This is a genomic window from Candidatus Baltobacteraceae bacterium, assembly GCA_036489885.1.
In the GTDB taxonomy this organism is placed as follows: domain Bacteria; phylum Vulcanimicrobiota; class Vulcanimicrobiia; order Vulcanimicrobiales; family Vulcanimicrobiaceae; genus JAFAMS01.
Genome location: DASXEW010000003.1, coordinates 2112591 through 2138843 on the forward strand (window position 1 = coordinate 2112591; position 26253 = coordinate 2138843).

28 protein-coding genes are annotated in these 26253 nt (G+C 60.5%); 25 read left to right on the forward strand and 3 right to left on the reverse strand.

Annotated elements, in window-relative coordinates; all coding sequences use genetic code 11:
* Positions 1–24 precede the first annotated feature (24 nt).
* Genes rfbC through VGG22_16490 form a run of 6 tightly spaced genes read left to right on the forward strand, consistent with a single transcriptional unit; the run spans position 25 to position 5932 of the window.
* Positions 25–552 carry a dTDP-4-dehydrorhamnose 3,5-epimerase gene (gene rfbC, locus VGG22_16465; protein ID HEY1729963.1) on the forward strand — a complete coding sequence of 176 codons (528 nt, stop codon included), beginning with the start codon at positions 25–27 and terminating at the stop codon, positions 550–552.
* A gap of 8 nt (positions 553–560) precedes the next feature.
* Positions 561–1418 (forward strand): aldo/keto reductase, encoded by an 858-nt coding sequence (locus VGG22_16470; protein HEY1729964.1) that lies wholly within the window; start codon positions 561–563, stop codon positions 1416–1418.
* A gap of 17 nt (positions 1419–1435) precedes the next feature.
* Entirely contained in the window at positions 1436–2572 is a 1137-nt protein-coding gene (gene queG / locus VGG22_16475) for a tRNA epoxyqueuosine(34) reductase QueG (protein HEY1729965.1), read from the forward strand.
* The gene (locus VGG22_16480; protein HEY1729966.1) at positions 2569–3201 is read left to right on the forward strand and encodes a hypothetical protein; all 633 of its coding nucleotides are present in this window, start codon (positions 2569–2571) and stop codon (positions 3199–3201) included. Before queG ends, VGG22_16480 begins: the two co-directional genes overlap by 4 nt.
* A gap of 11 nt (positions 3202–3212) precedes the next feature.
* Positions 3213–4232 (forward strand): GTP 3',8-cyclase MoaA, encoded by a 1020-nt coding sequence (gene moaA / locus VGG22_16485; protein ID HEY1729967.1) that lies wholly within the window; start codon positions 3213–3215, stop codon positions 4230–4232.
* Complete coding sequence (locus VGG22_16490; GenBank protein HEY1729968.1) at positions 4229–5932, forward strand: glycosyltransferase family 2 protein; 1704 nt, start codon at positions 4229–4231, stop codon at positions 5930–5932. Before moaA ends, VGG22_16490 begins: the two co-directional genes overlap by 4 nt.
* A gap of 2 nt (positions 5933–5934) precedes the next feature.
* Here VGG22_16490 and VGG22_16495 read toward each other — a convergent pair whose 3' ends face one another.
* On the reverse strand, positions 5935–6423 hold the full coding sequence (locus tag VGG22_16495) for a hypothetical protein (GenBank protein HEY1729969.1): 489 nt from the start codon (positions 6421–6423) through the stop codon (positions 5935–5937).
* Positions 6424–6484: 61 nt separating this feature from the next.
* Here VGG22_16495 and VGG22_16500 point away from each other — a divergent pair, with 61 nt between their 5' ends.
* A complete protein-coding gene (locus VGG22_16500; GenBank protein ID HEY1729970.1) occupies positions 6485–7909 on the forward strand; it encodes an FAD-binding domain-containing protein in 1425 nt (474 codons plus the stop codon).
* Here the strand turns inward: VGG22_16500 and VGG22_16505 are convergent.
* Together VGG22_16505 and VGG22_16510 are read right to left on the reverse strand one after the other, a co-directional pair.
* Positions 7893–9668: a tetratricopeptide repeat protein gene (locus tag VGG22_16505; protein ID HEY1729971.1), complete on the reverse strand. Its 1776-nt coding sequence runs from the start codon at positions 9666–9668 to the stop codon at positions 7893–7895. The two genes, VGG22_16500 and VGG22_16505, sit on opposite strands and share 17 nt — an antisense overlap.
* Before the next feature lie 65 nt (positions 9669–9733).
* Positions 9734–10288, reverse strand: a complete 555-nt coding sequence (locus VGG22_16510) for a DUF4870 domain-containing protein (protein ID HEY1729972.1) — start codon at positions 10286–10288, stop codon at positions 9734–9736.
* A gap of 187 nt (positions 10289–10475) precedes the next feature.
* Between VGG22_16510 and VGG22_16515 the strand changes: the two genes are divergently transcribed.
* The 18 genes from VGG22_16515 to VGG22_16600 form a co-directional block, all read left to right on the forward strand.
* Complete coding sequence (locus tag VGG22_16515) at positions 10476–12218, forward strand: ABC transporter ATP-binding protein (protein ID HEY1729973.1); 1743 nt, start codon at positions 10476–10478, stop codon at positions 12216–12218.
* A gap of 52 nt (positions 12219–12270) precedes the next feature.
* Positions 12271–12699, forward strand: coding sequence for a flagellar basal body rod protein FlgB (gene flgB / locus VGG22_16520; GenBank protein HEY1729974.1), 429 nt, complete (start codon positions 12271–12273; stop codon positions 12697–12699).
* Position 12700: 1 nt separating this feature from the next.
* Positions 12701–13165, forward strand: coding sequence for a flagellar basal body rod protein FlgC (flgC, locus tag VGG22_16525; GenBank protein HEY1729975.1), 465 nt, complete (start codon positions 12701–12703; stop codon positions 13163–13165).
* On the forward strand, positions 13165–13497 hold the full coding sequence (locus tag VGG22_16530; GenBank protein HEY1729976.1) for a flagellar hook-basal body complex protein FliE: 333 nt from the start codon (positions 13165–13167) through the stop codon (positions 13495–13497). The genes flgC and VGG22_16530 overlap by 1 nt, the downstream gene beginning before the upstream one ends.
* A gap of 347 nt (positions 13498–13844) precedes the next feature.
* Complete coding sequence (locus tag VGG22_16535; protein HEY1729977.1) at positions 13845–14657, forward strand: flagellar hook-basal body protein; 813 nt, start codon at positions 13845–13847, stop codon at positions 14655–14657.
* A 25-nt stretch (positions 14658–14682) separates the two neighbouring features.
* Positions 14683–15468, forward strand: a complete 786-nt coding sequence (flgG, locus tag VGG22_16540) for a flagellar basal-body rod protein FlgG (GenBank protein HEY1729978.1) — start codon at positions 14683–14685, stop codon at positions 15466–15468.
* 11 nt (positions 15469–15479) lie between these two features.
* Entirely contained in the window at positions 15480–16205 is a 726-nt protein-coding gene (gene flgA, locus VGG22_16545; GenBank protein ID HEY1729979.1) for a flagellar basal body P-ring formation chaperone FlgA, read from the forward strand.
* Positions 16202–16807: a flagellar basal body L-ring protein FlgH gene (locus VGG22_16550; protein HEY1729980.1), complete on the forward strand. Its 606-nt coding sequence runs from the start codon at positions 16202–16204 to the stop codon at positions 16805–16807. The genes flgA and VGG22_16550 overlap by 4 nt, the downstream gene beginning before the upstream one ends.
* The gene (locus VGG22_16555) at positions 16801–17943 is read left to right on the forward strand and encodes a flagellar basal body P-ring protein FlgI (GenBank protein HEY1729981.1); all 1143 of its coding nucleotides are present in this window, start codon (positions 16801–16803) and stop codon (positions 17941–17943) included. Before VGG22_16550 ends, VGG22_16555 begins: the two co-directional genes overlap by 7 nt.
* The gene (locus tag VGG22_16560; protein ID HEY1729982.1) at positions 17943–18284 is read left to right on the forward strand and encodes a rod-binding protein; all 342 of its coding nucleotides are present in this window, start codon (positions 17943–17945) and stop codon (positions 18282–18284) included. Before VGG22_16555 ends, VGG22_16560 begins: the two co-directional genes overlap by 1 nt.
* 99 nt (positions 18285–18383) lie before the next feature.
* Entirely contained in the window at positions 18384–18698 is a 315-nt protein-coding gene (locus VGG22_16565; protein ID HEY1729983.1) for a flagellar biosynthesis anti-sigma factor FlgM, read from the forward strand.
* Positions 18699–18714: 16 nt separating this feature from the next.
* On the forward strand, positions 18715–19191 hold the full coding sequence (flgN, locus tag VGG22_16570) for a flagellar export chaperone FlgN (GenBank protein ID HEY1729984.1): 477 nt from the start codon (positions 18715–18717) through the stop codon (positions 19189–19191).
* 15 nt (positions 19192–19206) lie between these two features.
* On the forward strand, positions 19207–21648 hold the full coding sequence (flgK, locus tag VGG22_16575) for a flagellar hook-associated protein FlgK (protein ID HEY1729985.1): 2442 nt from the start codon (positions 19207–19209) through the stop codon (positions 21646–21648).
* 1 nt (position 21649) lies between these two features.
* Positions 21650–22981: a flagellar hook-associated protein FlgL gene (gene flgL / locus VGG22_16580; protein ID HEY1729986.1), complete on the forward strand. Its 1332-nt coding sequence runs from the start codon at positions 21650–21652 to the stop codon at positions 22979–22981.
* 38 nt (positions 22982–23019) lie between these two features.
* Positions 23020–23475, forward strand: coding sequence for a flagellar assembly protein FliW (locus VGG22_16585; GenBank protein ID HEY1729987.1), 456 nt, complete (start codon positions 23020–23022; stop codon positions 23473–23475).
* Positions 23476–23564: 89 nt separating this feature from the next.
* The gene (csrA, locus tag VGG22_16590; protein HEY1729988.1) at positions 23565–23879 is read left to right on the forward strand and encodes a carbon storage regulator CsrA; all 315 of its coding nucleotides are present in this window, start codon (positions 23565–23567) and stop codon (positions 23877–23879) included.
* Positions 23880–23929: 50 nt separating this feature from the next.
* A complete protein-coding gene (locus VGG22_16595) occupies positions 23930–25171 on the forward strand; it encodes a flagellin (protein ID HEY1729989.1) in 1242 nt (413 codons plus the stop codon).
* A gap of 436 nt (positions 25172–25607) precedes the next feature.
* A partial coding sequence (locus VGG22_16600) for a hypothetical protein (protein ID HEY1729990.1) occupies positions 25608–26253 on the forward strand: 646 nt, incomplete at its 3' end.

The window sequence follows — 26253 nt, forward strand, 5'->3', positions numbered from 1 at the left end:
GCTTCTAAAGCAAAGCCACCGTTCATGCTGCGCGTGATCGACACTCGTTTCCCCGAAGCCAAGCTGCTCGAGCCGGACGTGTTCGGCGACGAGCGCGGCTTCTTCAAAGAAACATATTCTCGGAATAAGTATGAGAGCTGCGGTCTGCCCGACACGTTCGTTCAGGACAACGTGTCGCGTTCGACTCGGCACGTGCTGCGGGGCATGCACTATGACATGCGTGTCTCGAAGCTTGTACAGTGTTTGGTTGGCGCTCTCTTCGACGTGATCGTCGACGCCCGCGAGGATTCGCCGACCTACCTGCAGTGGGAAGGCTTCGAGCTCACCCAAGACAACCATCGCCAGGTTTACGTGCCGCGCGGATTCGCGCACGGATTTCTCGCGCTCAGCGATCTCGTTATCGCGTCGTACAAGCAAAGCGAACATTTCGATCCGAAACACGAGCGCGGCTTGGCGTGGGACGATCCGGCTATCGGCATCGCTTGGCCGCTGACCGCGCCGCCGGCCCTATCGGCCAAGGACCAAGCTTGGCCGCGCCTGGCTCGGGCATAAGAGCGACGATGCAGTACCGGCCGTTCGGGACAACCGGCAAAGACGTGGCGCGTATCGGACAAGGTTCGTGGAACATTCCCGAGCGCGGAGCCGAAGCCGATGGTGCAAAGCGCGCATTGCAGCGCGGTGTCGACCTTGGGATGACGCACATCGACACGGCGGAGATGTACGGTGACGGGCGTGCGGAGGAACTGATCGGCGAGGCGATTCGAGACGGGAAGCTGCGGCGCGAGAATCTCTTTGTCGTCAGCAAGGTCCTACCGTCGAATTCGAGCTATGCGGGGACGCTGCGCGCGTGCGACCGTTCGCTGCGACGGCTCGGCGTCGACTACCTCGATTGCTATCTCTTGCATTGGCGGGGATCGCAGCCGCTATCGGAGACGATGCGTGGGCTCGAGAAGCTCGTCGACGACGGAAAGATCCGGGCCCTGGGTGTCAGCAATTTCGACGTCGATGATCTCGAAGAGGCGAAGGCCGTGCTCGAACGGCACCCGCTAGTCTGCAATCAAGTGCTCTATCATTTGCAAGAGCGCGGTATCGAGCATCGTGTCCAACCTTGGTGCGCGCGGAACGACGTTGCCATCGTTGCCTATACGCCGTTCGGCCGCAGTGGAATTCCCGCCGAATCGACGCCGCGCGGCCGCACGCTTGCCGAGATCGCGCAAAAGCATGGCGTCACGCCGCGCGCCGTGATCCTGGCCTTCTTGACGCGTGAATCCAATGCGTTCACGATTCCGAAAGCTGCATCGATTCCGCACGTTGAAGAAAACGCGCGTGCAGGCGACGTCGATCTCGACGCCGGTGACATCGCACAAATCGAAGAGGCGTACCCACGCTCGCAATCGACCGAACTCCGGATGCTCTAAGGGCGCTGCGCGCCCGTTTGGCGGGGCGTGCGCGTGAGCTTGGAGCCGGCGACCTGCGTATAGCCGCGGCTTCGGCCGATGAAGCCACGCGGGAACGCATGCGCGCTTCGTTCGCACGCGGCGATCTGCAAACATGGGGCTACGACGATGCATATGCGGCGGCTGCGAGCGATGCCGGAGCATTGTTCGAAGGGGCGCAACGCATCGTGTGCGTTGCCGTTCCGTACCGTACGCGCGATGCAGCGGCGCGAGGGCCGTTATATGGACGCGTTTCGAACTACGCCTGGTCGCAGGACTATCACCGCACTCTGCGCGCGATGTTGCAAGAACTCGCCGCGATGATGGACGAGTTCGCCGGAGAGGCCGTTTCGCGCATCGCGTGCGACACGCTGCCTTTGGGGGAACGTGCGGCCGCGGCGCGCGCAGGCATCGGTTGGATCGGCAAACACACCGGGTTGATTACGCCGGAAGCGGGATCGTACGTGTTCCTCGGCGAGATCGTGACCTCACTCGCCCTGCCGCTCGACGCGCCGCTGCGCAAATCGTGTGGAGGCTGCACGCGTTGCGTAACGGGATGCCCAACCGGTGCGCTGCGCGGCGACTACACGATCGACGCGACACGCTGCATCGCGGATCTTACGCAGCGCACCGATCCCATTCCACGTGCCATGCGTCCGCTGATCGGCGACTGGGTCTGGGGCTGCGATATCTGCCAGGTCGTTTGCCCGCCGAATTTCCGGACGTCGTCAAATGGTTCCGAGACGTTTGCGCCCCAAGACGAGACCGTCGGGTCGCCGGATCTGGTCGCGCTTCTACATCTAAAAAGCGCCGAATACAAACGGCGGTACCGGACGACGGCGATGGGTTGGCGAGGGGCGGCCGTCTTGCGCCGCAATGCTGCTATCGCTCTTGGAAATCTGACCGACCGCAGCGCCGTTCCGGCGCTTACGGACTCGCTGCGCCTCGATCCGCATCCAATGGTACGCGGGGCTGCGGCCTGGGCACTTGGACGGATCGGCTCGCCCGCGGCGGTGTTTAGCCTACAATCGGCTGCAGGCTCGGAGTACGACGAGAGCGTCCGCGAGGAAATTGCTTTCGCGCTGGCCGACGCAAGCGGAACCCCGAGCGCCGCTGCGCCGTTGGAGCACGTGTGAACCTCGCCAGTCTACGACTCCTCGGTGCCCTCGCCTGCGCGTTCGCGTTTGTTTTTGCGCCGGTCGGCGCTGCGAACGGTCCGAGCGCCCTCGTGCAACGGATGGCCGCAGTCAATCCGAGCCTGCAGAGCTACACCGCGAGCTTGCACGTTGTGATCGCGTTTCACACGCTGCCGCTGAGTCCGACGCTAAACGGAAGCTATTATTTCAGACGTCCCGATAAACAGGCCGTCGTGTTCGATAGCGTTCCGATACTCGCACAGCAATTTCAGAAAATCTATCCGAAGATCGACCCGCCGGCGACGTGGCAAGACCTCTACGATGTTTCGATGCTCAACTCTAACGGCGGCGCGACCACCCTGCGTTTGACGCCCAAACGTAGCGGCCGCGTCGCGCACCTGGATGTCACGGTCGATGACGCAAGCGCAATGCCTTCGTCATTCACCTGGACCTACGTCGACGGCGGGACGGTCTCGTTCGATCAGGCTTACGAACGTGTCGGCGGCAATTATCTGGTTCGTTCGCAGAACGGCAAGGTGAATCTGCCGAGCTATAACGCCGACGTTACGACGACGTTCTCGAATTTCCAAATAAACGTCCCCGTGCCGGATACGGTCTTCGGGACGTAGAAGCCAGGGTGGTGGCTGCCAGCATCGACCTGATCGGAACGGCCGTGCCGCTCGTCGACACGTTCAATCGCCCGATTACGTATCTCCGCATCTCGGTCACTGATCGTTGCAACCTGCGATGCGTGTACTGCATGCCCGAGTCGGGGCTGCCATGGATTCCGAAGCCTGATATCCTCACCTACGAAGAGATCGCCCGCATCGTCGAAGCCGGTGCCTGGGTTGGATTGCGTTCGGTTCGGCTGACCGGCGGGGAGCCGCTGTTGCGCCGCGATCTGGTCCGTCTGGTCGACATGCTGGCGCGCATTCCGGGAATCGACGACATCTCGCTTTCAACGAACGGATTGCTTCTGGCGGAGCGTGCGACAGAGCTGCGCGATGCCGGCCTGCGCCGCGTCAACATCTCGCTCGACACGCTTCGCGAAGACCGGTTCTTCACGCTCGCGCGTCGCAACGGACTCGATCGCGTAATTGCCGGAATCGATGCGGCGATCGACGCCGGCCTCAAACCGATCAAACTCAATTGCGTGGTGATGCGCGGTCAGAACGACGATGAGCTGGTCGAGTTCGCCGAGCTGACGCGCAAGCGCGAAATCTATGTTCGCTTCATCGAGCTAATGCCGGTTGCGGAGAATCTCGAGATGCAGCCCAACGCGTACATCTCAGCCGCCGACATTTTGAAAGGTCTGGGAGAAGTCGAGGCGCTCATGCCGGTTGCGGGGCCTGGTGGAAACGGACCGGCTCGTTATTTCGCGTTTGCGAAGGCGCTAGGTGCAGTCGGCGTGATCTCGCCGTTATCGCATGACTATTGCGAGCGCTGTAACCGCGTGAGGCTCTCGGCCGACGGACGCTTGCGCTTGTGTCTCTTCGGCGATCATCACATCGACTTGCGTACTCCGGTCCGCTCGGACGCCTCGCGAGAAGAGATTGCCGCGATATTCTCGGGTGCGATGTTGATCAAGCCGGAGCGGCATCACCTCGACATCGGCACGACAGCCTCGGCGATGCGGGCCTTTTCCGAAATCGGGGGTTGATCGCGCCCGGAGGCGCCCGCGCGTACGGTTCGCGCGCGCGTCAATACGCGCCATTCTTGGATGGCGTTCCGATTTTCGTCGTTTCAGACGATTTGACCGGGGCCCGCGACGAGCTGCTCGAGATCCGAAGGAAAGGACTCGATGCGGCGGTGCTGCTCGTTCTCGATGATCCGCGCGCCGAAGTCTCCCGGCGCGCAGCGGTAGACGTTTACCGCCAGCTTCCGAATTACGACGTCCGGCGCTCGTTTTTCGACCCGATCGAATCGGGCGAGCTCGACGTGCAGGGCAGGACGCTGCTCGATATCTGCGTGCACGACCCGAACCAAATGACGCAAATGCGTCAATTGGTTCGTCTCGCGGGCGCACTCGTCGTGCGCTCCCACGAGGAGCTGCGGCGAATACGCGCCTGCGTCGGTCCGGTCCCGTGCAACGTCGCGCGGTGGTTTCCGCGGCGCGAGCTTCCGCCGGTTGCACGGGTAAAGGGACAAACGGTCATTTTGTGGGCGGGGGGAGAACCCGGGAACGTCGCGGCGATCGCCGCATTCGCGATGGACCAGCGGCACGCGGAAGTCGTTATCGTGGCGCGCGATGCGCCCAATTTTCCAACGCGATTTACCTGTCTTGCAATGGATGACCCACGCGTTTCATCCGTGCTGGCGCGCGCGGGCTGCGTCGTCGATCTGTCGACGGATGATCCGTCCTGGGCTGTGGCGTTTAGCTGCTTGGGTTTCCCGGTAGCGGCTGCGTCGACGAGCGGCGCGATTGAGGTGATCGATGGCATATCGCTTTACGATCCATGGTCGTTCCGTTCGATTGCTGCCGCCGTCGCAGAAGCTTTCGGCCGCGGGCCGGGGCGCGTGCGCGAGGACGCCACGGCCCCCGCGAATATCGTTCGTGCGCTTGAAGCATCGCAGCTCGCGGCTCCTTCAACCAAACCGCTCGTTTCGATCATCATTCCGACCTACAATCGGCGCACGCGCGTCGAAAGTGCCGTCCGGAATCTCAAAGAACAGCACTATGAGAATCTCGAAATCATCGTCGTCAACGATGGGGGTGAAGACGTCAGCCATCTCGCGGAGCTCGATCCACGCGTGCGCGTCGTCAATCGACAGGTCAATGGAGGAGTCGCGGCGGCGGTCAACACGGGGATCGCCGAAGCCACCGGCAAGTATGTCGAATGGGCGGCCGACGACGATCCCGTCTATCCCGATCAGGTACTCCGATACGTAACGGCGCTTGAACGCACGGGCGCCGTCGTCGCGCACGCGAACACAATGCTCTGTACGGCGTTCAGCAGCCCCGAGGGCATCCAGAGCGCGGTATACGACGCGGATCGCTTTAGCCGGACCGTCGATCTTTGCGAAACGTACGCCTTTCATCGCATTACCGGGTTTATGGTGCGACGCGAAGAGATCGTGCAGCTCGGCGGACTCGCCGCGGACTTGTTCACGCACGATCTCGAGCTTATCATCCGTCTCGCGGAGCGATTCGACTTCGTCCACGTCCCGTCAATCGAAGCGGAATCATGGGTGCACGTGGGCGAGGAGCAGCTCTCGATGCGCTCGGGTCTCGACCACGCCGTCGAGCTCGAGAAGATGTTCGAGCGCCATCCTGCCGCTGATCGACCTTACGTAGCGGTCTTACGTCAGCGGGTGCTCGATCGGGTTCGCGGTAAGACCATCGTCCCGCCCGGATACTGAATCTAAATCACCTTTCGGAAAAACGCGAGCATCCCGCGCTTTTCCGGCATGATGCGGAACTCTTCAAAGCCCCAGGCTTTGACTTGCGCGACCGCGGCCGACTGATCCAGCGCAATGCAAAATGTGAGCGTCTTCACACCGCGCTTGCGCGCCAAGCCTTGAACTTCGTCGACGAGCTTGTTGGCGACGATTGCGTTTGCGCCGCGCCGCATTCGTAGCAATTCCATCATCGCAGTGTCGGTGCCGTTCGCGGCTTCGGGATCGTTATAGCCCTCGGGCAACTTGAAGACAAGTTGAATCGTGCCGAGAATGCCTTTTCCGTCTTCTGCAACGAGAACGAGACGGCGTCCAGCTTGCTGTTCCGTAAGCCAGAGCCGCGCGCGATTGGACCAAGTCTGCCCTGGGGCGAGCGGCCCGCTGACGATACCTTCGCTGATCATGCGTTCGGCATCGCGCGGTACCGCGAAGCGAATAAAGACCTTCGACGGCACGGAATGAGTTGTGCGACCAGGGGGGCCTTAGTTCCCGCTCGCGCGAAATCGTAACCTTCCGATGACGGCGATTCTGCATTTCACGCGGGACCTTCGTTTGGAGGATCACGCGGCGCTCGCTGCGGCTGCAAACGAGACGCGGGTTGTGCCCGTCGTCATACTTGATCCGGCGACGTCGAGCCGTCTTAGAAGCTCGCCGCGCCGCGCTGCATACTATTGTAGCGCGATCGCCGCTCTCGATCGTGCGATTACCGCACGTGGCGGACGACTCATCGTCCGGCGTGGGCGTACGGCCTCGACTTTACGTGCCTTGGCACGCGCAGTCGGGGCAACAAGCATCGTTTGGTCGGCGTCCTACGACGCCCAGGGCGCACGGGTCGATCGTGATGTTCAAGCTGCACTCGAGGAGGCGGGACTCCGTGCGAGCGTCGTGCACGATGCGCCCGCCGTCACGCCAGAAGAAACGGGCATTGAGCGACGCGGTTACCGTTCGTTCGCGGCTTACTTTGAGCGCTGGATGCAACAAGACATCGTGCCGTACGACACGATTGACGCGCGGCTGGCTGCTCCGGAAGTCTCGAGCGAAGCACTTCCCATTCCGGCGGAATTCGGACGCATCAGCGAGCTCGACGAACCGGTCGATAGTGATGCCGTTCGCGCGCGCTTCGAGCGGTTTCTCGAAACCGAAATCTTGCACTACGCAGTCGCGCGAAACGTTCCCGCCGACGGACAAACTTCGCAGCTCGCGGCGCCGCTGTCGTTCGGCGTCATCGCGGCGCGCAGCCTTGTGGCAGCGGTGCGTAATCGCCGCGCGGACCGATTGCTTCTGACGGAAGAGCGCATCTCAATCGACTTGTTCCTGCGTGCACTGGCCCAACGTGATTTCTTTTTGCAGCTTGCCTACTTCTACGAAGCGCTCGACGATGTGCCGCTGCAGGACAAGATGCGCCGATTTAGCTTTTCGCGGACGCATCCTGCGCTCGATGCGTGGCGCGCGGGCAAGACCGGCTATCCGTTGATCGATGCCGGCATTCGTCAGCTGCGCACGACCGGCTGGATGCATCCACGCGTAAGGGCCATCGCTGCGTCTTTTCTTTGTTTCGACCTAGGCGTCGATTGGCGAGTCGGGCGTGAAGAATGGGATCATTGGCTGATCGAAGACGAACCGGCGCTTGCAACCGGAAACTGGCAATGGATCGCCGGCGTCGGCGCGGATTTGGCGGCTTATCCACGCATTTACAATCCGAGAACGCAAACTCGCCGCTGTGATCCAGCCGGACGCTATATTCGCGAGTGGCTGCCTGAGCTCGCGTCGCGAAGCGATCGCGTGCTCTTCGAACCAGGCGCCGAAGCGCGCAGTCCGCAACTCGCGCTCTCGCTCTTCGGAAGTGACGATTATCCGGCTCCGGTCGTCGATCACGATACGGCAGCGCGCGCGTTTCTCGAACGCTACAAGCGTGAGGTCAGCGTTACGGCGCAGGAGTAGCGGAGGCTCTCCGCACGATCATGCTCTTGGCCGCATCGAGGGCGGTTGAAAAAGCACTGCGACGGTAGTCCCAGCGCGGATCGTCGTCCGGCATGAAAATCCCCATCGCCCCGTTGGCTTCGAACACAACGACGTCCCCGTTCGCATCGATCCCGAAGTCGATGCCGCCGTAGTCCAAGTCCATCGCACGCGCGATCGATTCGAGCGCTCGCATCGCGCGCATTCCGATGACTTCGGACGGAGCGGATAAAAACGCGGCCTCTTCGGCGCGGAACTCGGCGGAGTCGTGCATGCGCGAGGACGCATAGTGGACTTTCCAATCCGCGCAGATTGCAAGGTGGATCGGATAGAGCCGGCCGTCGATGCACATCATGCGGTATTTGCGCATCATTCCGTCCGGCGAGCGAGTGTCTTCGAAAGAAATCATGAGAACTTCGTCTCCGGGAAGCTGGGAAGCAACCAGGATTAGTTGATCGGGCCGATCGACCGGCTCGAAGAAGAAGCCATTATGGAATCCCGGGCTGCGCAGTAACATCGGGAACGCGAATCCGAGATCGCGGACGAAGGCGTGGCTATCTTCTGCGCAGAGCCGCTCGCGTGCGATTCGAACGATACGCGATGTGCGCACGCCTTCCAGCAGCCCGAGGCGCATCGATTGCTCGAGGCGTCCGGTGTGCGCCACTGCGTCGGGACGGTTGATGACCGGCGCGTTTGTGCGCGCCACGATCCGGGTTGCGACTTCCAGCGCCACTGAATCGGACTCGACATCACCGACCGCAATCAAGATCGCATCATGCTCGGGCAGTGAATTCTCATCCGCATATGCTTGCGTGTAGATGACGGTATTCTGTACGAGCGCGTAATCGACCAAGAGCTCGTAGCGGATCGCGTGAAGCGCCGATGCGATCGTGAGAAGCCGTTTGGGGTCGCCCGTTCCCCGAAATGGAAAGATACGGACGATTCCGCGTAAGGCATCGCTACTCCACACCTTGCTTGCGGCTTCGACGTCGCCCATCTCTTCGTACGCCGAGGCAATGCCGATTTGCAGCTCGCGGTTTTCCGGATCGATGGCGGCAGCGTGCTGATAGATCTGAAGAGCCGCTTGATGATTGTGCTGCCGCGACGCAAAGTCTGCGAGCCGCCACAACAGATTGACGTGCCGCGGATCGAATCCGAGCAGCTTCTCGAGAAACGACCGAACCGAGTCGGTTTCTCCGGCGACGATCGTATTGGCCGTGACCTCGTAGACGTATTCTACATACGCATCGCCGAGTGAGACCTGTCGCGGTGAGGCCGGAGGTTGTGGTTGCGCCTCCGGAATCTGAAGGTGACTCGCATCCTCGCCGAGGCCGCGCAGAACGCCGGATAAGCCGCGTATCGCCGCCTCGTGATCCGGACGGAGCGAAAGCGCTCGTCTGAACTCGAGCTTTGCGCCTTCCAAGTCACCACGCGAGAAGAGGACGAAAGCGAGATTCGTTGCGCCCAGCACGCTCTTGGGATCCGCCGCCACCGCTGCGCGAAAGCAAACTTCGGCTTCACTCGTGAAGTTGTGGCGATGATATAAACGACCCAGATCATTGAGCGCACGAAAATGCAGCCGGTCCTCACGCAATACCGCTCGATACGCTTCTTCGGCGAGCACGTCGCGTCCGAGTGCATCAAGCGCGCGCGCACGTTCGAATAGGAAGCTTACGGCGTGCGGCGATTTACCGACAACGGCTTCGAGCGAATCAAGAACCTGCTCGATCTGCGAGCTCATCCTTCATAATTTTCGGCTGCCCGCAAAGCGGCGTTAGATTTCTCGGACTTTCTAAGGAAAGGCTCCTAGAGCGGGACTCTGGTGTCGACCCAGTCGCTGATCAGCGGAATCCGGACGTCCTCGCCGTGCCAGACTTTGATCGCGTACACGACGTCCGCGACGATCATGACCGGAAGCAAAAATGGAATGAGCGGCCACGCCGACCATCCCAAGAACGGTATTGAAGCGACTGCGTGCAGGAAGAAGCCGACTGCCGCCATCCCGAAATTAAAACCGAGAGCCTGCCAAGCTTGTCGACGGATATAACCATCGCGCTTTGGATCAAAAAGCGCGAGAATCGCAAGCGGCCAAAACGGATAGCCGAGCGCAGCTAAAACGCGCGTCTCGGAAGGCGAGGTCGCGACTGCCGCAGTTTGTCTCGCGGTAGGTTGATATGGCGGACTTTGCGCTCCACGCGGTCCGACGTCGCCCGGCAGCCGGCCGCCGCGCGCATCGATACGCTCCGCGAGCCGGCAACTGGGGCATTCGCCCCGCTCGTCGCGGCACGTGGCGCAAATCGACTTGTTGCAGTGCGTACACTGCGCAACCGACGGTACGTTCGAGTGGAAATAGCAGTCCATTATACTGGCGCTCCGCCCCGGGCTGCGCGCCCCCCATGCGTAGCATGGGGCCCCCAAAACGCCGAGCCCAGCATCATTGCGATTGTGTAAACATTCCCGGAGGGGGCTTTTAACAACATGATCTCGCCCAATTCTACGGGACGACGAGGGCAAAGGTTTCGGGGCCGGTCGCGAAAGTCGCTGCCCAGTGCAGGCCCGCCAACGTGTAGCCGTTCTACGGCGTCTTTTTAACGAAGCGCAGCCATACTATCCCCGGCTCGCCTTCGCCCTGGTGCTCGGTGTCGTAGCCGGCGTCGGCCCCACGGCTTACGCCTGGGCGATCGGCGGTATCGAGAATCGCGTCCTCGCTGCGCATTCACCCGACCTTCCTTTCTTATGGGAAGTCATCGGGGCGATGATCGTCGTCGCGCTCGCGACCAACGCCGCCTCCTACGGCCAGAACTATCTAACGGCGTGGTGTGGCCAGCGTTTGATCGCGCGTTTCCGGGTCGAGCTCTTTACGCGTTTGATGCACCTTCCGCTCGGACTGTTCGAGCGCTGGCGTCCGGGCGAGCTAATCTCGCGCTCTACGAGCGACCTGGCACTGATGACGGAAGCGGTCAGCGTCTCGTTTCCACAGTTCATTCAGGCCACGATTACGTTCATCGCCGCGACGGTTGGGATGTTCGTGACCGACTGGCTGCTCGCGTTCGTGCTGTTTGCGTGCGCACCATTCATCGTGTTTGCGGTCGGACGTTTCAACGCGCTGGTCGCTAACGGCGCGATGCACGCGCAAAGACAGATTGCGGATCTTTCGAGCAATCTAACCGAATCGCTCGCCAACGAGCGTGTGATCAAAGCGTTCGGGCGCGAAGCTTACGAGATCGAGCGTTTTCAAGGGAATAATCAGCGTTATTTCGGCGCCTACATGAAAGTTACGCAATTCATGCAGACGCAGGTCCCGGTGGTCGCAATCATCATCATGCTCTCCGTCATCGGCATGCTGCTGTTCTCGACACGCGAGGTGCTCGCGGGGCGCATGAATACCGGCGAGGTGTTCCGCTTTTGGACGCTGGTCGCGCTAGCAATCAATCCCATGAATCGCTTCGCAATTTTCTTTGCCGATTTCCAAAAGGCAATCGTGGGTGCGTCGCGCGTGTACGAGATCCTCGATCTGCCGGTCGAGCGTGCCGATTCACCGGATGCCGTTTCACTCGGCTCGGTCCGTGGCGAGATCCGGTACGAGAACGTCACGTTCGCTTACCGCGAAGAGGACGCGCCCGTTCTCGAGGGCTTCAACGCCGAGATCGGCGCGGGCGAGGTTGTGGCGCTGGTAGGTCCATCCGGCGCCGGCAAGACGACGATCGCGAATCTCGTCCCGCGCTTCTACGAGCCCCAGGCCGGCCGGATCACGCTGGACGGCATGGATCTCCAGATGATCAAACGGACCGATCTGCGCTCCGCGATCGCCCTCGTACCGCAAGAGACGCAGCTCTTTGCCGGCACGCTCGCCGAGAATATCCGGTACGGTAGGCTCGACGCTACCGACGAGGAGGTCGTTGCCGCCGCCAAGATCGCAAATGCGGCCGAGTTCATCGATCGCCTTCCGAACGGCTACGCGACCCTGGTTGGCGACCGCGGGGTGCGCCTTTCAGGCGGGGAGCGTGCACGCATTGCGATTGCTCGAGCCGTCGTCCGCGAGCCACGCATCCTGATCTTGGATGAGGCAACCAGCGCCCTCGACTCTCACTCCGAGGTCCTAATCGAGCAGGCGCTCGATCGCATTTTTCCCGGGCGGACCATCCTGATCATTGCCCACCGCCTCTCGACGATCCGGCGGGCGACGAAGATCCTCTACATCGAGCGGGGGAGCGTCCGCGAGACGGGCACGCATGAATCTTTACTCGCCCGAGGGGGGCTCTACGCAGCGCTGCACGCTGCCCAGCGTTAAACTCGGTTCCCGAACCGCCGATAGAAAGTGGGAAGGTTAGGAGCTTTTTCTGTTGGCTGGTTTATCTTTCGGAACGACTTCTGAGCTGCTCAAGAACGCCATGAACGGTGCGTCGCTCGAGCATGCGGCGGTTGCGAACAACATCGCGAACGTCAACACGCCGGGCTATCAGACGTTCGAAGTCGTTTACAAACAGGCGCTCGCAGCGACCGAACCGACGCCTCCGGATCCGAACGAGCTCTCGCTCGTGACGGACAACGCGCAGCAGATTTCGATCAACGGCGAGATCCCCGCGCAGCCTTTCCAAGTTGAGGCGCGCCGCGACGACAATTCGATCCGGATGCGCGTCGACGGCAGCAACGTCGATCTCGATCAAGAGATGGCCGAGCTGACGCAAAATTCCGCGTACCAGCAGACAATGTCCCAGTTCTTGACGACGCAGTACTCACGCATTCGTCAGTCGATCGAGGAACGCGCATAACATGCCTAACGACGCAACATTTTATTCGTCGATCGAGATCAGTGCATCCGGTCTTTCGGCCGAGCGCCTCGCAATGGACGTCATCGCCAACAACATCGCGAACGTCAATACGACGCGCACGCCAGACGGCGGAGCCTTCAAACGTCAGCTCGTGGTTTTCGCGCAGAAGACGGACGACGACGCCAAGCAGCAGGCGCAGCAGCTGGGAGAGGATCCCAGCCACGTCGGCAATCTCAACGGTGTCAAAACCGTCCAGGTCATCGACGATCCGTCGCCTGATCGCCTCGTGTACGATCCAGGAAACCCGGATGCGGACACGCAAGGCTACGTCCACTATCCCAACGTGCAGATCGTCAAAGAGATGGTCGACATGATGGTTGCCCAACGTGCGTATGAAGCCAACGTTTCGGCAATCAAAGAGTCCCGCGCGATGGGCAACGCCGTTCTCGGAGTCCTCAAAGCCTAATGAACGTCAATCCGATCGTTCCCGACCTCACGCTTCCGAGCACGGAAACGCCGACCATCACGCCCCTCGCGCCTACCAACGGCGCGCAGAGCGCGAACAGCACGGACGAAGTCCCAAGCTTCAAAGAGTCCGTCATGAATCTGCTCAAGGACGTCAACACCAAGCTCGAGGACTCGGACCAGAACGTCCGCGACCTGGCCATGGGCAAGACCAACGACCTCGACAAGGTCGTCACCTCGGTTGAAGAGGCCAATCTCGCGCTCGAGTACACGATCGCGATCCGTGGCAAACTCCTCGACGCATACAACGAAGTCGCCCGCATCACGGTCTAAACCGCGACGCCGGCCCCGGGCTTCCGGTCTTAACGAAGACTTAGCAGCACCGCCTCAAAGCGGTGCTGCTTGATTTTCCGGACCGCCGCCTCGTGCGAATCGTGCTGCTGCGCCGCTCGTCGCTCTTGCCATCCTGGCTCCGCTCCTCGTCGGAAGCCGCTGCTCGACACATCGCCGGGTCGCGTGGCGGCCTCAGAAATCTAAAGTAGCTCCGGGCGTGGGCCGAAAGTCTAAGTAAGCGGCTTGGACATCCTTCGCACGGGATGGGAGCCGCCCTGAAGCTGGATCGATTGAAGGCTTCAGGAGTCACCGCGATGCGGTTGACCCCTCGTGCGGAGGTTTTTCGCTTGGTTCGAGGACTCTACACGGCTGCGGCCGGGGCTCTCGTTGCACAAATGGACGTGGACACGATCGCGAACAATCTCGCGAACGTGAGCACGGCGGGCTTTAAACGCACGCTGATGCAGGTCCAGTCCAGCGACACGATGCCGATCTACCGCGTTCAAACGGATCCGGGCACCACGCCCGGTACGACTGTTCCCGGTAAGAGCGTATCGGATTATGTCGGGCAGCTTGGTTTCGGTTCGCATGTCTACGACACGCCTGCAGATTACGAGCAAGGCTCGCTGCAGCAAACCGGTGCGCCCCTTGACCTGGCGATCTCCGGCCCCGGATTCTTCACGATTGCTACGGCAAACGGAATCCGCTACACGCGCGATGGTAACTTCTCGCGAAATGCGCAAGGACAGATGGTCACGCAGAGTGGCGATCTCGTTCTGAGCACGAACGGCCCGATCACAATCCCCGACGGAAAAGTCAGCTTCGATACGACGACCAACACGCTTGCCGTCACGGATCCAAACAATCCGACGGGAGAAGCAGTGCCGGTCGCGACGTTGCGCATGACCGAGTTCGGCAACCTGAACGGCTTGCGTCCGGAAGGTTCAAACTTGTTCGTCGACGGCGGAACTGCTTCGCCGGTGAACGGGACGCAATCTTCGGTTACGCAGGGCTACCTCGAAGCCAGCAACGCCAACGTTGTGACGTCGATGGTCGGCTTGATCACTGCGCAACAGTGGTTCGATGCCAACACCAAGATGATCCAAACGCAAGACACCATGAATTCCGAAGCCATCACCAGCGTCGGTCAGAATTCGTAACACGGAAGGAACGCAGTAACTCGCCATGATGCGCGCACTTTATACCGCAGCCACCGGAATGATATCGCAGCAATACAATCTCGATACCATTGCGAACAATCTGGCCAACGTCAACACCACCGGCTTCCGGCAGAACCAAGCTCGGTTTCAGGACCTGTTGTATCAGACCCTGAAAGCGCCGGGTTCGCCCGTCGGATCGTCGATCGTCCCCGTCGGACAAGACGTCGGTCTCGGATCCAAGGTAGCGAGCTCAGAGAAGATCTTCACGCAAGGCTCGTTGCAACAAACCAGCAATCCGCTCGACGTTGCAATCCAGGGCGACGGATTCTTCCAAGTCACGCTTCCGGACGGCACGACCGCTTACACCCGCGATGGCGGCTTTAAAGAGGATGCAACCGGCGCAGTCGTAACGGCTGACGGTTACTTCCTCTCGCCGCAGATCACGATTCCGCAGAACGCGATTCAAGTCTCCATCGGAAACGATGGAACCGTTACGGCGCTCACGCCCGGCGCGACGACGCCGACGACGCTCGGACAAATCACGCTCGTGCGGTTCACGAATGCGGCCGGCCTGCAGCCGATGGGACAAAACCTGTTCCAGCAAACCGGCGCATCCGGCACGCCGATCATCTCGCAGCCGGGTCTCAACGGTGCAGGTACGCTCGAAGGCGGCTACATCGAAGAGAGCAACGTCTCGATCGTCAACGAGATGGTCAACATGATCGTCGCGCAAAACGCGTATCAAGCGAACTCGAAAACGATCACGACGGCCGAAAATATGCTCGCAACCGCCATCCAGACGAAGCAATAAAAAGGCTTATCTTGAAAGGGTTTTTCGCACTCGTCATGCTGGTCGCCGCGTTCGCGGCGCCGGCATGCGCGTTCGGTCAAACGGTAACGGCGGCGACGATGCAAGTCGTCCCTGCTGCGCGTTTGATCGAGGTCGCCGACAAGGCGGTTCACGCCGTCGTCAACGGGCCGGATCGCGAAGTCCGTTCAGATTACAAGTTCACCGATCAACCGGTACCGGCGGGCAAAGTCACGATCGAAGTCCAGCAGTCGCAGTACAATCCAACGTACATCGCTATTCCGCTGACGATCGACGTCGACGGCAAGGCGGTGCGCACGATCTTCGCGGGCTATCGCATCGTAACGTTCATCCACACCGCAGTTGCGGCGCACGATCTCCAACCCGGCTCGGTGCTCAAGAGCGACGACGTGACCGTCGGCCGCGTCGAGAGCAACGGACGCGGGCCGGTCGACGTCGCGATCGTGGTCGGACGCAAGTTGAACGTTGCAGTCGGTGGCGGCAAGCCGCTGTACTTCGAACAAACCGGCATCAACCAACTCGTGATCGCCGGTCAACCCGTCGTCTACATTCTGCACGATGGTCCCGTTGCGGTCTCGGCCGACGTCATCGCGCGCTCGGGCGGCGGCATGGGTCAAGTCGTCGCGGTCTACAATCCGACGACGCGTAAAGCGCTCTCCGGGGTCGTCACCGGTCCCGGTCAAGTCGAATACACGCTCCCTGGAGGCGACACGCAATGACTGCACTGATTCGTTTCACTGCCATCGCGATATTCGCAACGCTCTTGGGAACGCAAGCCGTCGTCGCCGACACGCTGTACGTTGCGGCGCCCGGTCCGGTAGCACCCGGACATCCGCTCAGTTTGGGCCCGGATCTCAAGGCGCATCAGCCTGGGGACCTCGTGACGATCGTCTTCAATTTCAACGTCGCGCAAAACAGTTCGTCGACCATGGCGCGCAGCAAAGCCGCCTCGGGCGGTGTCGCCGCCGGAACCGGCATCGCCGGCATCGGCTTCTTGCGATTCCCGAGCTCGATCGGCGCACAGTCAGCGCTCAATACCAGCGACGTGCGCGCCAACGCGCAGACGTTTACAAGTACGATGATGGCGACGGTGCAAGAGATTATGCCGAGCGGCGCACTCGTCGTCTCCGGAACGCAGCGCATCATCATCAACGGCAAAGCCCAGAACATGAAGGTCACCGGTACGATCCGTCCGGCCGACATCGACAACACCGACAGCGTGCTGTCCACGAGCATGGCTAACGTGCAGCTCGACTTCGACGGCAACTGGGGTGAAGACAAGAAGGGCATGCTCCAGAGGATCATCGATTGGATATGGTAATCGCGAAGCGTTACGCCACGCGGATCCTCGTCGGATTGATCGTCGCATCGCTACTTTCGGCGTTCGCGCCGACTGCCGCGTTCGCGCAGATCGTACGCGTCAAAGACGTTACGCGTGTCCAAGGCGTCACCAATAACCAGCTCGTCGGTTACGGCGTCGTCACGGGTCTCGGCGGCACCGGCGACTCGACGCAGGTTATCTTCACGAGCCAAACGATCCAGAACATTCTGCAGTCGTTCGGTATCTCGACGGCGCTGCAGTCGGTTCGCACGCGCAACGTCGCTGCGGTCGTCGTGACGGCAAATCTCTCGCCGTTCGCGCATTCCGGCGACAACGCCGACGTCATCGTCTCCTCGATGGGTGACGCAACGAGTCTGCAAGGCGGAACTCTCGTAATGACCGAGCTCCGAGCCGCGAATAATTTGGTGTACGCGACGGCGCAAGGCCCCGTCTCGGTCGGCGGCTTCAGCGTCGCAACGGGCGGCGCCGGTGGTGCCAATTCGATCAGCGTAAACTTTACCGCTGCCGGCCGCGTGCCGCAAGGCGCCGTGATCGCGCGCGATATGCAAACGAATCTGCGCACGGATCCGGCTGGGTTCTCGTACGTGCTGACGAGCCCGGATTATCAAACTGCTGCACGTTTGGCCGCAGTTCTCAACGCTCGTTTCGGACCGATTGCTAACGCCCTCGACGCCGAGACGGTGCACGTGAACTTGCCCAAACCGTACTTGAACAATCAGGTACAGTTCTTGGCCGATGCCGGCGAGCTTCAGCTCAATGCATCCGAAATCGCTAAGGTCGTGCTCAACGAGCGCACCGGAACGGTCGTCATGGGCGGCGACATCACGCTTGCGCCGTGCGCGATCGCACACGGCAACCTCTCGATCACGATCACGACGACCAACCAAGTCGTCCCCGCCGGTCCGTTCACCAATGCGCAAAGCCAAACGCAAACCAACACGCGCATTCAAGCCACGGAATCTGGACACAAGCTTCTGTTCATCTCGGGTGCGCCGACGCTCGCACAGGTCGTCCGCGCGCTCAACACCATCGGCGTATCGCCGCGCGATCTGATCGCAATCGTTCAAGCCCTGCGTGAATCAGGCTCGCTGCAAGCCGACGTGGAGATCATCTAATGCCGATCGATCCAACCGCCGCAACGCAAGCCAAGCCGCTCACCGCCGAACAACAAGCCGCGCTCTCGAACCTGCATAAGGTCGCCACGCAGTTCGAAGGCCTCTTCGTCGGGATGCTGCTGCACGAGCTGCACAAGGACCAACCGGACGACACCCTGTTCGGCAAGCGGTCGAGCGGCGAGAAGATTTTCTCCGATATGCTCGACGATCAGCGTGCCCAAAGCATGGCTTCGACGGGCTATTTCGGCATCGGCAAAGAGATCGAAGCCCAGATGCGCTCGGCCGTTTTGGCCAACGCGGGCACGGAAGCCAAGAGCTCGACCAAGGGGGGACTCCTGTGAGTCTCTGGATCGCCGCTCTAAAGTGGAAGCCTCTCCGTCCCGACATTATCCCTAGCCGGTTTGCGACGGCCGACCGGAGAAGGGTAGCCTCCTGCGCACATGATCATCACTCGGGCCGAAATCGAGTCGGCGGTAGCCGTATATCGCGCGAGACTCCGGGTCATTCAACGGAGCAGTGCCACACAGGCCTCGGAAGTCGAGGTCGTTACAGCCAGCGATTCGTTTTCACCGAGCGACGAAGCTGCGATGCTCACGGCTTTGCGGGAACAGGTCATCTCGCAACCCTACTATCGCCAGCGGTTGGTCAACGAGCTCAAGCGACGGATCGAGGAAGGCAGCTACTGGGTGCCGGCCGAGGAAATCGTCGAGCGCATGTTGCGGCGCTTGGTCGTGGAGAATATCGCTCAAGCCTAACTGAGGCGGGTGCGCGATGAACGATTCGTGGGAGTCGTTCGTCGATGCGCTGGCAAACGAGTGCGCGGCATTCGGTGCCGTGAATGAAAAAGCGCTCGAGATGTCCGTCGCGCTGGTGCAAAACGTGCCCGAGCGCATTCACGAGACACAGCGCGCCGTCGAGACCGCGCGTAAGAGCCTTGTCTCCACGCGCGCAAAGCGTCGCGCGATGCAGCAGCGTGGTTTCGGCAACATGTCGCTGAAGAAGGTCGTGAAGTTCGCGCCGCCGGCTATCGGTGCGCAGCTCTCGATGCGCATGCGCCAGCTGCAGTACTACACGATCAAATTAGATCTGGTCAACAGCAACAACCGGGCCCTGATCCTCGGCTCAATGGAGAGGCTCATGGCCATCGTCGCAGTGATGCGGCGCGTTCAAATGCAGCCCCTAACGTATAAACGGCGCGGCATGGTGCCGCCTCCCGATCGCAGCATGATCGTCAGCCACCAGGTTTAGCAAGGATACTCAAGGATGAGTTTTTTCGGGTTATCAATCGCCGGATCGGCGCTCGCGGCCTACCAAGAAGCCGAGAACGTCACATCCAACAACATCTCGAACGTCAACACTCCCGGCGCTTCACGCCAGCAGGCGGTGCTTACGCCCAATTCGCCCGTAACAGGGACGATAGGCGCTCCAATGCTGACGTCACCGGGCACGCTCGGCGACGGTGTGCTGATGTCGCTGATTCAGCGCGTCCACGACGATTCGTACGATTCGCTGTATCGAAACGCGACCTCATCGCAGTATTACTACTCGGTTCAGCAGAGCCAACTGGCTTCTACCCAGTCGTTGCTCGCCGAGCCGTCGGGCGGCATCAACGATACCTACACCGCATTCATGCAGTCGATCCAGCAGCTGCAAGCCAATCCGTCCGACCCGGCCACGCGTTCGGGCGTCATCAGCAGCGCGCAGTCGCTCGTTAGCTCAATTTCGACGACCGGCAATGGACTCACGCAGCAGATGTCGTCGGTCCTGACGCAGACGAGCGCCTTGATCTCGACCGTCAACGGACTGCTCACAAACATCGCGCAGCTCAACGGGCAAATCCGCGCCGAGACGGCCGCCGGCGAGCAGCCGAACACATACCAAGACGAGCGCGACCAAGACATCGATCAGCTCTCGCAATATCTTTCCGTTCAGACGAATCTGCAACCGAACGGCTCGGCGCTCGTGACCGTAAACGGTCTTGCGCTGGTGAACGACACGGTTGCGTACACGCTCGCCACGCCCGTGATCGGTACGCAAGCCAACGGGCAGACGCAGATGAAGATCGGGTTCACGAACGATCCGAACCCGCTCAATCCATCGACAATTCCGCTCGGCCAGGGTCAGCTTGCCGGTCTCGTTGATCTCTACAACAACAAGCTCAGCGTTTATCAGCAGCAGCTGAATTCGTTCACGAACGCGCTGGCGACCGAAGTCGATCGCGTCACGACGAGCGGTTACGACGCAAACGGCGTTCCCGGAGTCGGCCTCTTGCAGCCGCTCGTCAACTCGCAAGCGATCAGCTCGACGAATATCAAGGTCGGCATTACGGACGCGAGTCAAATCGTCGCAGCGGTCGCCTCGACCGACGCCGGAACGTTGATGAACCCGGTGAATGCCGCGAACCAGACCGTCGATACGTCGACCTCGCTGATCAATAACCCGACGCTACAAAATTCGCCGGCCGCGGCCCTCAACGGCTCGTTGACGATTAACGTCGACGGCGTTACTCAGACGTTCACGTACAGCACGACGAGCGGCGCCGGTCAAATCGACGCAAGCTCGATCGACAACTTCATAAAGAGCTTCAATTCGCTACAGGCGGGCGTCGACGTCTCGTACGACAGCACGGCGCAGCAGCTCGTTTTCTCACGCGATTCGAACAACGAGAGCGACTTGCTACGCGCCAACACGGCGTACGTTCCGGGCCCATCCTTCTCGATTGACGATTCGAACGGCGCAGGGACCGCCGCCGGTCCCGCGGCCTCGCTCTTGGGAGTCCTCGGAGCCGCCGGCATCGACGGAATTCCGAACTCGGTGCTAACCGACGCCATTGCGGCCGGCCCGCCGAACACGACCCAGATCACGGTCGCGAACGTCTCCGGCTTCGCGGTCGGACAAACGATCGGCGTCGATCCGGGCGCGAATTACGAAACCGGCGTCATTACGGGAATCAACGGAAACGTGATCACGGTCGGCGGCGCGGGATTTGCCAACAATCACCCATCCAACGCGGACGTTTTCGTTGTTGCCGGCAACGCGGCGGTCGTCCAAAACGCCACCAATGCGTTCGGTCCGAACGACAACACGGCCGCGATCAACATGACCCAGATGTTCCAGAACAGTGTCGGCGTGCCGGGCATCGACACGCAAGTCGGCGCGTTCCAAGCGGGTCCTAGCGTTGTGGCGGGCGTGTACACGGCGGCTGTCGGTCAAACGACCGTGACCGTCACCGAGGGTGCTGTTCCACTTGCGGAGTTCGGAGAAATCAACGTCGGCAATCAGCTGACGTTTGTAAACCAAGCCGGACAGACGGTGAACGGCGTCGTCACGGCGGTTAACCGCAACACCGGAACGATCACGCTGCAGATGACGAACAACGGCGCGGCAGCCGTGACTTTCAGCACGAATCCGCCAACTGTCGGTTCGTCGACGGCGATCCTCGCGACACCGACGCAAACACTCGGTCAAGCGTATGCCGCGATCATCGCGCAGGTGGGCCTCGACGGCCAAACCGCGACGACCGGGACGACGACGCAGACCAACGTCGCGAACTCGATCAATCAGACGCGTCAAAGCATCGACGGCATCAACCTCGATGAAGAAACCCAAAATCTCATCATGTACCAAACCTCGTATCAGGCGGCGGCGAAGACCGTCACCGTCATCGATACGATGCTCCAAGCCGTCCTCGGGATGATCCAGTAACATGGGAATGCGCATATCGACCACCAACCTGTTCGATCAGCAAACCTTCGCGATCGACAACCTCATGTTCACGCAGACGCAGCTCGGCAACGAGCTCTCCGGCGGCAAGAAGCTCATCAATCCGTCGGACGATCCCTCGCAGATCGCTCAGGATCTCCAAGTTCGAAGCACGATCTCCGACACCACGACGTCTGCTCAAAACACGCAACAGGCGACCGACGAGCTCAGCGAGGTTGACTCCGTGATGAGCGAGCTAACGTCGGCGCTGCAAAGCGCGCGTCAGCTTGCGGTATCGGCTGCCAGTGACGTCATGGATCCCTCGAACAAACTCGGCGTCGCGAATCAGGTCGAAGGCATTCTTCAGCAGCTCGTCGGTCTCGCGAACACGCAGTACGGCGGGAAGTATCTCTTCGGCGGATCCAACGTCGCCGCAGTGCCTCCGGTCCAGACGTCGGGAACTCCGATCAATAACGTCACGTTCAGCGGCAACGAAGCGCAGAGCGGCGAGCTGTACGCAGACGGTGAGAACATCTCGCTCTCGACGACGCTGCAGCAAGCCTTCAACTTCAACGCTTCCAACGGAAGCCTGAACGTGTTTCAGGTGCTCATGAATCTGCGCAACACGCTCAACGACTCGGGGCCGCTCGTCATCAACGGCTCGGGGGCGTCGGTGCAGGGCGACGCAGTCGACCAGAGCGCGCAGGCGGTAAACGGCGCCGGCCAGATCCTGGATGCTACGACCGCCCTCAGCGGTCAAGCCAACTCGTTTGCGACCCCGCTGCAGTTCCAGCCGACGGTGCCACCCTCAGTGACTTTCGAGCTCGATTACGGTACGAGCGGCAGCCAGCAGTTCACGATCTCGAACACGGACACGATCGACGGCGGCGCCGGCAGCATCGTCGCTCAGATCAACGCCCAAACGGCGACGACCGGCATCACCGCCACCTGGGACGAGCGCACCCAGCGCCTGACCCTGTCCTCGAACTCGCCGTTCACGATCACGGATATCTCGGGGAACTTCTCTGCAGCCTTCGGGCTAACACAACAGTCCGGTGTGACCGATAATCTGAGTAGGCAGCTGGGTGACATCGATAATGTCATCACGCAGGCCCTCGTATCCCGGTCATCGGTGGGGCAGTCCCTGGACACGCTCAACACGCTGACCAACCGGTATAACACCTCGATCACCAATGACACGGCGACGCAGTCGCAAATCGAAGACGCGAACTTCCCGAGCGCGGTTTCGCAGTTCACCGAAACGCAGACCGCACTCCAGGCCGCGTACTCGACGACGACGCACCTCGAGCAACATACCCTAATGGATTACATATAAGATTCATGAACAACGTGAACACGGCAGCCGCCCCGATAGTGCGAACCCTCAACACGACGCGGTTCGGCGAAATCACCGTGCCCGAAGAAGACGTTTTCGTGTTCCGCTGGGGCTTGCCGGGATTCAGTTTCCTGCGCGAATTCGTTGTTTTAGCGCTCGAGGACCAGAAGCCGTACGTCTGGCTGCAGAGTTTGGAACGCCCGGAGATCGCGCTACCGCTGATTGATCCGTGGGCGCTGTTCAACGACTACGACCCGCAATTGCCGGCCGTTACGGCGGCCGTGATGGAGATCGAGCGGCCCGAAGATTTTTGCCTGATGTGCGTATGCGTGGTTGGACCCGATGCCAAGGAAATGACCGTTAATTTGCTCGCTCCGCTGGTCTTCAATTTGCGCTCGAAGATCGCGCGTCAGGTCATGCTGGAAGACTCGTCCTACTCGGTTCGGGCCACGATCCCGCGGTCCGAGACCGAAAAGGAAGCTAACTCGGCCTAAAGAAGGCCTCTCTCGGCACATGGACGTGCCGATGCCGCGGAGCCCAAGGACGTTGTGGCCGCGGCGCATGCGGGAGCCAGGGAGGGCAAATGTTAGTTCTTAGCCGCAAGCTCAATCAAGCGATCATGATCGGTGATGACGTTCGCATTGTCGTCGTTGCCGTCGATCGCGACCAAGTAAAGCTCGGCATTGACGCTCCGCGCGCGATCGCCGTGCACCGCTCGGAGATCTACGACGAAATCCAGCGCCAAAACCGCGAAGCCGCTACCTCGCAGCTGCAGGTCGGAGCGTCGACACAGACGCCGACTGCCGCGCTGCTCCGCCCGGGGCCGGCAAAACTTCCTGCCGCCAAACGGGCGAAAGAGCTAAAGGTTCAGACTCCGAGGGCCGATAGCAGCAATTAGTGGGACAGGACGTCCCCTTATTTGCCTGACAAAACTCAAGGAGGAACTACATGCCAGGTATTGGCGGCATCTCCATTGCTACCAACCTACTGGCGAATGCGGTTTCGCTAAACCTAAATCGGAATCAAGGTATGTTGCAGACTGCCGTGACCCGACTTTCTAGTGGTTTGCGAATCAACACAGCCGCTGACGACCCGTCAGGATTGGCTATTGCCACGCGACTCGAGAATCAGTCGCAAGGCTTCGACCAGGGTAGTCTCAATATTCAGGATGCGAATAACGCGGCAACCGTCGCGGAAGGCGCGCTCCAGACAGAGACCAACATCCTGCAGCGCATTCGCGATCTCGCAGTTGAGGCGTCATCCGACATCACGTCGGATTCGGACAAAATCAGCTTGCAAGCCGAAATCTCGCAGCTTCTGCTCGAGATCAATCGCATCTCGCAGAATACGAACTTTAACGGTGCGTATCTGCTCGACGGTCAGCACGAAGGATTTACATCGCAAATTAATTACAATGCGGTGATTTATTCGAACTCGGTGTTGGCTGCTTCGACAACCCCCGGTTCAGCCAATTTGCTCGTCGCGGGCATCACCTACTCCATCACGAACAATTCGTCGCTCGACGGAACGATCGAGATGCAAGTGGCTCAGCTCACGGCAACGCAACAAGGCGTGGTGTTCTCGTTCCTCAGCTCCGCGAGCAACGCTTACTCTCAGGTTTGCATTGCGACGGTCGGCGCTACCGGAACCGCTGTCGTCTTCACGTACGACGGTGTCGGAATTACATCAGGTGTTTCGATCGGAACGCTCGACGTCGGCGTCACGACCTACATTAAGGTCACGCAATACGTCAGCGCCGCATCAAACCCGAGCAATCCGGCGTTCACGGTTCAAGATGGTCCAATCGAAGGTGACGTCATCTCGATCGGTTTCCAGGCGACAAACACGCAAACGCTTCGGTTATCCAACATCAACGTTGCCGGCTCGATTGGTACGGGCTCGGGAACGCTGGCTGCGGAAGACACGATCGGTCAAGTCGACTACGCGCTGACCCAGCTGCTCGGAACGCGAGCACAGCTCGGCGCAATCATGGTCCGGCTGAGCGAAGATCAAGACAACAACAACATCGCTTCAGTCAACCTCACGTCGTCAGCATCCAACATCATGGATCTCAACGTGGGTCAAGAGACCACCGAATACACCAAGCTTCAAATCTTGGTCCAAGTCGGAACCTCGGTCTTGGCACAATCCAACGTCAACGCACAATCGGTACTCGCGCTGTTCAGATAGCGCCCGGATCCGGTTCGTAACAAAAGGGGGCCCCGCGCGAGTGGGGCTTCTCCTTTTTTATAAGGCGCTGGGCCCCGAGCTACGCGCCACAAAAATCACGATCGCGGCTGAGGCAACTGCGTTGTTGCAAGGCCGGCGATACCATCTTGGCTCGCGGTAGTGGCGATGGGCCGAGCACTAATGGCGGCCCCGCGCAGGGCGCGGAGCCTGGGGCGGAGCGCCGTTCAAACCAGTTAAGCTTTTGTAAAAAGCCCCCCTAGAGCTAAAGTTTGGGTGGGGGAAGCAGGGGGAGGGGCCTCCTGGTGTCGTATGGGGGGACGCAGCGGGCTATGGATGGCTCGCATTTCAGGCAAATTATCAAGGAGGATCAATTATGCCAGGTATTGGCGGCATTTCTGTTGCTACCAACCTATTGGCGAATGCCGTTTCGCTAAACTTGAACCGTAATCAGGGCATGCTGCAAACTGCCGTGACTCGGCTCTCAAGCGGTCTGCGCGTCAACACGGCCGCAGACGACCCCTCGGGCTTGGCAATCGCCACCCGGCTGCAAGCGCAAGCTTCAGCATTCGATCAGGGCAGCTTAAACGTTCAGGATATGAACAACGCGGCGACCGTCGCCGAAGGCGCACTGCAGACCGAAACCAACATTCTGCAGCGCATTCGCGATCTCGCCATCGAGGCCGCCTCTGACGTCACCTCGGACTCCGACAAGTTGAGTCTGCAAGCGGAAGTCTCGCAGCTATTGCTCGAGGTTAACCGCATCTCGCAGAACACCAACTTCAACGGTCAGTATCTGCTCAGTGGCGTTCATGAAGGCTTCACTGCGGCGGTCAACTACAACGCGATCATCTACTCGAACTCGGTTCTGGGTGCGGCGTCCCCGACGCCTGGCCAGAACAACTTGCTCATCGCGAGCACGACGTACTCGATCACGAACAACACGTCTCTGGACGGGACGATCGAACTGCAAGTCGCACAACTTACGGCGACTCAGCAGGGCGTCATTTTCTCGTTCCTGAGCACCGCCACCAACGGATACTCACAAGTCTGTATCGCGACGATCGGCGCCACGGGTGCCGCCG